The organism is Cetobacterium sp., from assembly GCF_048470075.1.
Taxonomy (GTDB): domain Bacteria; phylum Fusobacteriota; class Fusobacteriia; order Fusobacteriales; family Fusobacteriaceae; genus Cetobacterium_A.
The window spans coordinates 1-8,818 of the sequence record NZ_DBGBQB010000252.1; the positions used below are offsets into that span (position 1 = coordinate 1).

An 8,818-nucleotide genomic window follows, 5' to 3' on the forward strand; every position below is an offset into this window, starting at 1 on the left:
TAGTATCAGATATAATTCTATTTTGTTTTTTTGTGTTAATTTTTAGAATGATTCAAATACAATTATTTGATTCAAATAACTATAAAGAAGCTATAAATAAGCAGATTAATGTAGAAAGAAAAGAGGGAGGAGAAAGGGGAAATATATATGATTCAAAAGGTAAGGGACTTGCCTATAGTATAAATATGTATGAGCTATCGGTAGACCCAAAGAGATTTATAAAATCAGATATTGCACCGGCAGCATTGAAAGAGCTAGTGAATAAAAAATATATTAGAGACAACTATAAACCCCTTTTAAACACAATAAATAAGCTTGGAAAAGAGGAAAGAGTATATAAAAGATTAAATAGAAATATAGATGATGTTGAGAAAAAAGAGATTGAAGATATATTAGAAAAATACAGGATAAAAGGAAAAAATATTATATTTTTAAGTGGAAGAAAGGAAAGAAGATACTATAAACCAGAACAATATTTCTTCCTAGTAGGGAATATTGGATTTAAAAAGGGAACTGAAAAAGAGGGAGTATTTGGAATAGAACTCTTCTATGAAAAGTATCTAAAAGGGGATAAAACGTCAAAAATAATTCCAAGTATAAGAAGTCTTGGAATAGGGTTACCAACCTCTGGAGCGAGGACAAAGGTCAATCTAGATGGAATGGATATACACTTAACAATAGATAATGATCTACAATATATATTAAATGATGAGATGGAAAAACAGTTTAAGAAAACAGATGCTGAAGAAGCATATGCAGTTATGATGGATCCCAATAATGGAAAAGTGTTAGCGACCTCATTTTTTAGAAAAAATAAGAAAAATGTGGCCAATCCAATATTTCAATCACAAGTAGAACCGGGGTCTATTTTTAAACCACTGGTAATAGCAGCAGCTATGCAGGATAAAAAGATAAGAAGAGGTACAAATTTTGATATCGGCGATGGAACAATAAAAAGATATAAGCATACAATAAAAGAGAGTAGCAGAAGTGTGAAAGGTATTTTAACAACAGAGGAGATATTAAAAAGATCAAGTAACGTTGGAATGGTATTAATTGGTGATAAATTTACAAATGAGGAGTTCGATGGATATTTAGAAAAATTTGGTCTATATGACAAAACGGGTGTTGATTATCCATATGAAAAAAAGCCAAGAAGAGAACCTGTAAAAAGATGGAATGGATTAAAGAAAAGTACAATGAGTTTTGGACAGGGAATTGCAGTAACTCCAATTCAGATGATAACTGCTTTTTCAGCAGTAATTAATGGTGGGATTATGTATCAACCATATATAGTTGAAAAGATTACAGATAAGGATGGATTAGTTATCAGAAGAAATTTGCCTATTCAAAGTAGAAAGGTTCTGAGTGAAGAGGTTTCTAAAGAGATGAGAGCGATGATGGAGTTAGCAGTTTTAGAGGGGACAGTAAAAAAAGCTCATGTGGATGACTATAGAGTTGGAGGAAAAACAGGAACTGCCCAATATAGTGAGCATGGAAGATATGTAAAGCATGAGTACCTATCTTCAGTTATGGGATTTTTCCCAGTGGATAAACCTCAGTATATACTTTTAGCGATGTTTTTTAAGCCTCAAGGGGATGTTTTATATGATAAGTATGGAGGTACAGCAGCAGCACCAGTTTTAGGTGAAGTTGTAAAAAGAGTTACAAAATTAAAGAATATATACTCTCAAAAGATTGAAAACATAAGGGTTCAAGGTAAAAAAAGTCTTAGAAGTGTTGAAAATAATGAGGAGCTAGTTGTGATGCCAGATTTAAAGGGATTGAGCGCTAGAGAGGTAATAGAGATATTTAAAGGGAGCGACATAGAGATTGAATTGAGTGGAACTGGAGTGGTAGAGAGCCAGAGTTTAGAACCTCAAAAGGATTTAACTGATATAAAAAAAATAAAAATAAAATTAAACTAGGAGAAAGTAATGAGATATTATAGCGTCTATATAGAAAAGACAAACGATTTCTATACTTATGCCAGTGATGATGAGAATATAAAAGTGGGAGATAGAGTTTTAGTATCCTTTAGAAATAGAGATAGAGTGGGATTAATTATTCAAGAGGAAAGAGATAAAGAGTATAGTTTTAAAGTATTGAATATTAAAAAAGTTTTATATGAAGAGGTAAGTTTTTCCCAGAAGTTTATAGACCTACTTCTATGGATAAAGGATTACTATATGAGTCCTTTTGATCAGGTCTTTTCAACAGCGGTGCCAGCTGGAGTAAAAATAAAGTATGAAGATATATACAGAGTTGAAGATTTGGATAATATTTTAATAAAAGATGAGATTTTAGAGTATTTTTCCGAAAAATATAGAGTTAGAAAAAAACCTTTAGTCGATAGGTTTTCCAAAGAAAAGATAAAGAGTTATACTGAAAGTGGTATTTTAAAAGTTGTAGATGGCTGGTATACTTTGGAGAAAAACATCGAGATAGAGGATGAGGGGTTAAAAAACTATTTTAAAGGTAGAAAAGAGATAGGGAAGTCAACTTTAGAGAAAAAGTTTGATAAAAAAAGCATAGAAAAACATCTAAAAAATGGAACTTTAATTTTTGAAAGAAAGATTAAAAGCTTTAATGAGGAAAATTTTAAAATAGAATTTGAGAAGGATGGAGTTGTAGAGGATACTAGATTAAATGAGGAGCAGGAAAAGATAAAAAATGGAATTGAAGTATCCATGAAAAAACACTTTCTAATAAGAGGAGTTACAGGTTCTGGAAAAACAGAGATATATATCCATCTTATAAAAAGAGCCTTAGAGAGAGGTAAGGGATCGATATTTTTAGTTCCTGAAATATCTTTGACTCCTCAGATGGTAAAACGTTTTAAAAGGGAGTTTGGAGAGAGAGTTGCAATACTACACAGTAGATTATCAAGCGCCGATAGAGCTAAGGAGTGGTATAGCATATACACTGGAGAGAAAAAAGTTGTACTGGGAGTTAGGTCAGCTATTTTTGCTCCTGTAAAAAATTTAGAGTATATAATAGTGGATGAAGAGCATGAAAATAGTTATAAACAGGATTCTACACCTAGATATAATGCAAAGTATGTGGCAATAAAAAAAGCCGAACTAGAAAATGCAAAGGTGGTATTAGGTTCGGCAACTCCATCTATAGAAAGCTATTACTATGGGAAAAAGGGTATATTCCAACTCTTTGAAATAGAACATAGATACAGGGATGCAAAATTGCCAGAAATTGAGATAGTAGATATGAAAGAGGAGAAAGATACCTTTTTCAGTGAAAAACTTTTAGAGGAGATTAGGGGAGCTCTTTTAAGAAAAGAGCAGATAATACTTCTGTTGAATCGAAAGGGCTATTCTACATTGGTTCAGTGCCAAGATTGTGGACATATGGAGGAGTGTGAACATTGTTCCATAAAATTGAACTACTATGCGAGTAGCAATAGTTTAAAGTGTAATTATTGTGGTATATCTAAAAGATTTTTAGGCCATTGTTCAAAATGTGGGAGTAAAAATATAGCTTTCAGTGGTAGAGGTGTAGAGAGAGTAGAGGAAGAGCTTAGAAAGAGATTTCCTGTTAATATAATAAGAGTTGATGGAGATGTTTCTAAAGAGAAGAATTTTTATGAGAATATGTATAATGATTTTTTAAGCGGAAAGTATGATATTATGATAGGAACGCAAATGATATCAAGAGGACTACACTTCCCAAATGTAACTTTAGTCGGAGTTATAAATGCGGATACAATAATGAGTATTCCAGATTTTAGATCAGGTGAAAGAACTTATCAAATGATAACTCAAGTGGCAGGTAGAGCTGGAAGAGGGGAGAAAAAAGGAAAAGTTATAATTCAAACTTACCAACCAGAGAACTATATAATTGAAAAGATTCAGGAGAATAGTTTTGTAAACTTTTATGAAAAAGAGATTGAGAAAAGAGAGATACTTTTTTATCCACCCTTTTCAAAAATCATAAATATAGGTATATCATCTCAGGAAGAGAACGGATTGGAGGAGTATTGTCATGAGGTTTTTAAAGAGATTGAGAGTGAAAATGTAGAACTTTATGGGCCTATGAGGTCATTGGTATATAAAGTGAAGGGAAGATATAGATGCAATATCTTTATAAAGGGTAGCAGAGAAAATATAAATAGTTATAAAAAGTTATTAGAGGAAAAACTAAAAAAAATAGAGAATAAAAAATATAGGGTTATTGTAGATATAGACCCTATTAATCTAATATGATATAATATATCTTAGGTAAAAAGAGAATTGGAGGAAAAACATGGTATATGATATAAAAATATATGGAAATGAATCTTTAAGAACTGTGGCTGAGCCTGTGGCTGAAATAACACCAGAGATACTTGAAATTTTAGATAATATGGTAGAAACAATGCATGAAGCAAATGGAGTTGGACTTGCTGCACCTCAGGTGGGAATAAGCAAGAGAATGTTTGTAATAGATGTGGGAGATGGAGTTGTAAGAAAAGTTATAAATCCAGAGTTAATAGAGTTATCGGATATAGTTGAAAATATAGATGAGGGGTGTTTAAGTGTACCTGGAATCTATAAGCCAGTAAAAAGATCTGTAACTGTAAAAATAAAATACTTGAATGAAAAGGGCGAAGAGGTTATTGAAGAGGGGACAGAGCTTTTAGGAAGAGCTTTTCAACATGAATATGACCATTTAGATGCGGTTTTATTTGTTGATAAAATATCGCCAGTTGCCAAAAGAATGGTTTCTAAAAAATTACAGCTTTTAAAAAAAGAGGCAGGTAAAAACTAATGAAAAATTTACTTTGGATAATCCCATTAGTAATACATTTTGCATTTTTAGGACAGAATATATTTAGATCATTTGTTAAAATCGATAAATTAAAAATAGAGCAAGAGATGAAAATTAAACAAAAAAAAGAGATTGAAGGCTTAATTGTTAGATATGATGAGATGATTGAGAATATAAATAATCCCTTTTACAGAGAAAAGGTAGCTAGGAATCAACTCCAAATGGTTTTACCAGGAGAAAAAATTTATAGATTAATTGAAACAAAGTAGGAGGAAAAATGAAAAGAGAGTTAGCTTTAGAGTTTGCTAGAGTTACAGAAGCAGCAGCCTTAGCAGCTTACAAATGGGTAGGTAGAGGAGATAAGGAGGCAGCAGATCAAGCGGCAGTAGACGCTATGAGAACTGTGCTAAATGGGATAAAAATTCAAGGGGAAATTGTAATCGGAGAGGGAGAGATAGACGAAGCTCCAATGTTATACATTGGAGAGAAAGTAGGTTTAGATTCTCCAGATAAAGATAGATATTCTCAAGTGGATATAGCTGTAGATCCTGTTGAAGGAACAAGAATGACAGCTCAAGGGCAAGCTAACGCAATAGCAGTTCTAGCAGTTGGAAATAAGGGAAGTTTTTTAAAAGCACCTGATATGTATATGGAAAAACTAATAGTTGGACCTGAAGCTAAGGGAGTTATTGACCTATCAAAGCCTTTGATGGAAAATATTGACAATATATGTAAAGCTTTAAAGAAGCCATTAAACGAATTAACAGTGGTAATTTTAGATAAGCCAAGACATAAAACTATAATAAAAGATTTACAGGACTTAAATGTTAAAGTTTATGCATTACCAGATGGAGACGTTGCAGGTTCTATCTTAACATCTGTTGTAGATTCTGATGTAGATGTACTTTATGGTATAGGAGGAGCACCTGAAGGTGTTATATCGGCAGCGGTAATAAAAGCTTTAGGTGGAGATATGCAAGCTAGATTAAAGTTAAGAAGTGAAGTGAAAGGTGTTTCACTTGAAAATGATAAGATATCGGCATATGAAAAAGCTAGATGTGAAGAGATGGGTCTTAGAGTGGGAGACGTTTTAAAAATGGATGATCTTGTAAAAGATGATGAAGTTATTTTCTCAGCAACTGGAATAACAAGTGGAGACCTTTTAGAGGGAGTGAAGAGAAAAGGAAATATTGCCAGAACTCAAACTTTAGTTATAAGAGGAAAAAGTAAGACAGTTAGATATATAAACGCTGTTCATAACTTAGATTATAAACCTGACGATATAATGGAATTAGTAAAATAATATAATAATTGAATAGAAAAGTAGAGATTACTCTCTACTTTTCTTCTTTAATAAGGAGGAAAAATGTTTTTTTATGATGATTTTATAAAAAAAATTGAAAAAACAAAAATAGAGTATAAGCCAGTAAGAAAATATGGACTTGAGAGTAAAAAGATGATTATGTGGTTAGGAACAGGGGTGCCATTGATTTTGATAGGATTGCTTCAAGGGTATATAGGATATACAAAAAATTTTAGTATACCGTATATAGCGATAGCTGCTCTATTACTATTTTTAGGATTTAAACATCTGAAAAATATTCTTATGTATAAAATAGTTTTAGATTGTGAAAATAAAAAGATAGTGGGGCAGGGATTGAATCTATCTTTTGATGAGATTGATAGTTGTACTTTAAAAGAGGCTGTTGTAGGTAAAGCAAGTAGATTACAAGTGATAGTAAGAATTGTAACAAAAGATAAAAGAGAGATTATTATACCTTTAATTATGGGGAAAAAAATTGATTTTATCTGTGCATTAAAAGATGAGTTAAAAGAGAAGTTTTCAATAATAAAGGGCTAGGAGCGATTTTATGAAAAAATTAACTTTTTTATTTTTAGTATTTTTAATGAGTTTTTCTGCAATATTTAGTAAAAATAATAGAGAGTTTAGAGGGGTTTGGATAGCAACCGTTGACAATATAAATTGGCCTTCAAAACAGGGGTTGTCAATTGAGGAACAAAAACAGGAGTATATAGAGATACTGGATGAGATTAAAAGCTTAAATATGAATGCTATTATAATGCAGGTAAGACCTACAGCTGATAGATTTTATAAAAAAGTAAATAAAGAGCCGTGGTCTAAGTATATAACAGGAGAGAGCGGTAAAGATCCTGGGTATGATCCATTGGCATTTTTTATAGAGGAAGCTCATAGGAGAAATTTAGAGTTTCATGCTTGGTTTAATCCATATAGAATCACTTTAAAAAATGGGGAACCTATACCTTCAAATCATATAGCCAAAAAAAATCCTAGTTGGGTTATAGAGTATGGAGGTAAATATTACTATGATCCAGGAAATCCAGAGGCCAGAAAATTCACAGAGGATGTAATTGTAGATGTGGTGAAAAACTATGATATAGATGGTGTTCATATGGATGACTATTTCTATCCATATCCAGTTTTAGATAGAAATAAAAAAGTGGTTCCATTTGGAGATACTAGAACTTATAAGCTATATGGAAAAGGTATGAGCGTAGAGGACTGGAGAAGAAAAAATACAGATATTTTTGTAAGGGATCTATCAAAGAAGATAAAAAAGGCAAAACCATTTGTTAAGTTTGGAATAAGTCCTTTTGGAGTTTGGCGAAATAATGATAAAGATTCAACTGGTTCAGCAACAAGAGCTGGAGCTGAAAACTATGACACTCTTTATGCAGATACTAGAACATGGATACAAAATGAGTGGATAGATTATATAGTTCCTCAAATATACTGGGACTTTAATCTAAAGGTTGCTCAATATGATGTGTTGGTAGATTGGTGGATAAATGAGGTGAAAAATAGTAACGTTCATCTTTACATAGGGCATGCAGCATATAAATTGGGAACAACTAAAGCATGGAAAAATGAGAATGAGTTAATTAAACAGATAAACTATAATAGAGAGTCTAAAAAAGTTGATGGAAGTGTATTTTTTGGGTTTGATAAGATTCAAAAAAATAGTTTGAATATTAAAACGAATTTAAAAGAAAAAGTTTATGAAACACAGATATTACCACCACAAACTCCTTGGATAGATGTTGTAGCTCCTAAACCTATAACTAATTTAGTTGGAAAAACTACAAAGGATGGGATACTTTTAACTTGGAAAGACCCAGTGGAAAACTATACAGATTACTATGCTATATATAGAAGTACAGATAAAGATTTTAAAGGAACTGATCCGCAGTACCTCTTAACAACAATAAAAAGAAAATATGGGTTAAAATATCTGGATAAAAATGTAGAAAAAGGTAGGACATACTACTATAAAATAGCTCCAGTAGACAAGGTACACAATGAGGGAACGGTAAAAGAAAAAATAATTATAAAAAAATAAAAAAGTTTGTTGACAAAGTTTATAAATTGTGGTACTATATCTTTGTAAGTGATGCGGGAGTAGCTCAGTTGGTAGAGCGTCAGCCTTCCAAGCTGAATGTCGCGAGTTCGACCCTCGTCTCCCGCTCCATACAAAGATGCGTCATTAGCTCAGATGGTAGAGCACACGACTTTTAATCGTGTTGTCACTGGTTCGAGCCCAGTATGACGCACCATAACCTGCCCCGTTCGTTCAGTGGTAAGGACAATAGATTTTCACTCTATAAACAGGGGTTCGATTCCCCTACGGGGTACCATTAATATGGAAGGTTATCCTAACTGGTAAGGAACCGGTCTTGAAAACCGGCGTCGCAAGACTTCAGAGTTCGAGTCTCTGACCTTCCGCCATATAAGGTACCTATAGCAGGTAACAAAAAGATGCCCAGATAGCTCAGTCGGTAGAGCAGGGGACTGAAAATCCCCGTGTCGGTGGTTCGATTCCGCCTCTGGGCACCACTAAAAAATCTATAACTTGGAAGCATAGCTCAGTTGGGAGAGCACCTGCCTTACAAGCAGGGGGTCACTGGTTCAAGTCCAGTTGTTTCCACCATTAATGGGGGTGTAGCTCAGTTGGTTAGAGCGCATGCCTGTCACGCATGAGGTCGCGAGTTCGACCCTCGTCACTCCCGCCATTAA

Annotated in this window: 7 protein-coding genes and 7 tRNA genes; all 14 read left to right on the top strand. The window is 33.0% G+C overall.

Features of this window, described 5'->3' with window-relative positions:
• Positions 1-47 precede the first annotated feature (47 nt).
• The 14 genes from ACMOUI_RS09055 to ACMOUI_RS09120 all read left to right on the top strand — a co-directional run bounded on the left by ACMOUI_RS09055 (position 48) and on the right by ACMOUI_RS09120 (position 8,814).
• The gene (locus tag ACMOUI_RS09055; RefSeq protein WP_418965382.1) at positions 48-1,928 is read left to right on the top strand and encodes a penicillin-binding protein; all 1,881 of its coding nucleotides are present in this window, start codon (positions 48-50) and stop codon (positions 1,926-1,928) included.
• A 9-nt stretch (positions 1,929-1,937) separates the two neighbouring features.
• The gene (priA, locus tag ACMOUI_RS09060) at positions 1,938-4,220 is read left to right on the top strand and encodes a replication restart helicase PriA (RefSeq protein ID WP_418965383.1); all 2,283 of its coding nucleotides are present in this window, start codon (positions 1,938-1,940) and stop codon (positions 4,218-4,220) included.
• Positions 4,221-4,260: 40 nt separating this feature from the next.
• Positions 4,261-4,764, top strand: coding sequence for a peptide deformylase (gene def / locus ACMOUI_RS09065; protein ID WP_418965384.1), 504 nt, complete (start codon positions 4,261-4,263; stop codon positions 4,762-4,764).
• On the top strand, positions 4,764-5,033 hold the full coding sequence (locus tag ACMOUI_RS09070; RefSeq protein WP_418965385.1) for a septum formation initiator family protein: 270 nt from the start codon (positions 4,764-4,766) through the stop codon (positions 5,031-5,033). The genes def and ACMOUI_RS09070 overlap by 1 nt, the downstream gene beginning before the upstream one ends.
• Before the next feature lie 8 nt (positions 5,034-5,041).
• The gene (gene glpX / locus ACMOUI_RS09075) at positions 5,042-6,067 is read left to right on the top strand and encodes a class II fructose-bisphosphatase (RefSeq protein ID WP_418965386.1); all 1,026 of its coding nucleotides are present in this window, start codon (positions 5,042-5,044) and stop codon (positions 6,065-6,067) included.
• 63 nt (positions 6,068-6,130) lie between these two features.
• Positions 6,131-6,625, top strand: coding sequence for a hypothetical protein (locus tag ACMOUI_RS09080; RefSeq protein ID WP_418965387.1), 495 nt, complete (start codon positions 6,131-6,133; stop codon positions 6,623-6,625).
• A 10-nt stretch (positions 6,626-6,635) separates the two neighbouring features.
• The gene (locus tag ACMOUI_RS09085; RefSeq protein ID WP_418965388.1) at positions 6,636-8,144 is read left to right on the top strand and encodes a glycoside hydrolase family 10 protein; all 1,509 of its coding nucleotides are present in this window, start codon (positions 6,636-6,638) and stop codon (positions 8,142-8,144) included.
• Positions 8,145-8,197: 53 nt separating this feature from the next.
• A tRNA-Gly gene (locus tag ACMOUI_RS09090) sits at positions 8,198-8,273 on the top strand.
• Between the two features lie 9 nt (positions 8,274-8,282).
• Positions 8,283-8,358: transfer RNA gene (locus ACMOUI_RS09095), tRNA-Lys, on the top strand.
• Between the two features lie 6 nt (positions 8,359-8,364).
• A tRNA-Glu gene (locus ACMOUI_RS09100) sits at positions 8,365-8,439 on the top strand.
• A gap of 7 nt (positions 8,440-8,446) precedes the next feature.
• Positions 8,447-8,530, top strand: a tRNA-Ser gene (locus ACMOUI_RS09105).
• A 32-nt stretch (positions 8,531-8,562) separates the two neighbouring features.
• Positions 8,563-8,638 (top strand) — tRNA-Phe (locus ACMOUI_RS09110).
• Between the two features lie 18 nt (positions 8,639-8,656).
• Positions 8,657-8,732: transfer RNA gene (locus ACMOUI_RS09115), tRNA-Val, on the top strand.
• 5 nt (positions 8,733-8,737) lie between these two features.
• Positions 8,738-8,814 (top strand) — tRNA-Asp (locus ACMOUI_RS09120).
• Positions 8,815-8,818: the final 4 nt, after the last annotated feature.

Excerpts from the sequence above, each read along its gene's own strand:
- priA (WP_418965383.1), top strand. The coding sequence starts at position 1,938 with ATGAGATATTATAGCGTCTATATAGAAAAGACAAACGATTTCTATACT.
- glpX (WP_418965386.1), top strand. The coding sequence starts at position 5,042 with ATGAAAAGAGAGTTAGCTTTAGAGTTTGCTAGAGTTACAGAAGCAGCA.
- ACMOUI_RS09085 (WP_418965388.1), top strand. The coding sequence starts at position 6,636 with ATGAAAAAATTAACTTTTTTATTTTTAGTATTTTTAATGAGTTTTTCT.
- def (WP_418965384.1), top strand. The coding sequence starts at position 4,261 with ATGGTATATGATATAAAAATATATGGAAATGAATCTTTAAGAACTGTG.
- ACMOUI_RS09080 (WP_418965387.1), top strand. The coding sequence starts at position 6,131 with ATGTTTTTTTATGATGATTTTATAAAAAAAATTGAAAAAACAAAAATA.
- ACMOUI_RS09055 (WP_418965382.1), top strand. The coding sequence starts at position 48 with ATGATTCAAATACAATTATTTGATTCAAATAACTATAAAGAAGCTATA.
- ACMOUI_RS09070 (WP_418965385.1), top strand. The coding sequence starts at position 4,764 with ATGAAAAATTTACTTTGGATAATCCCATTAGTAATACATTTTGCATTT.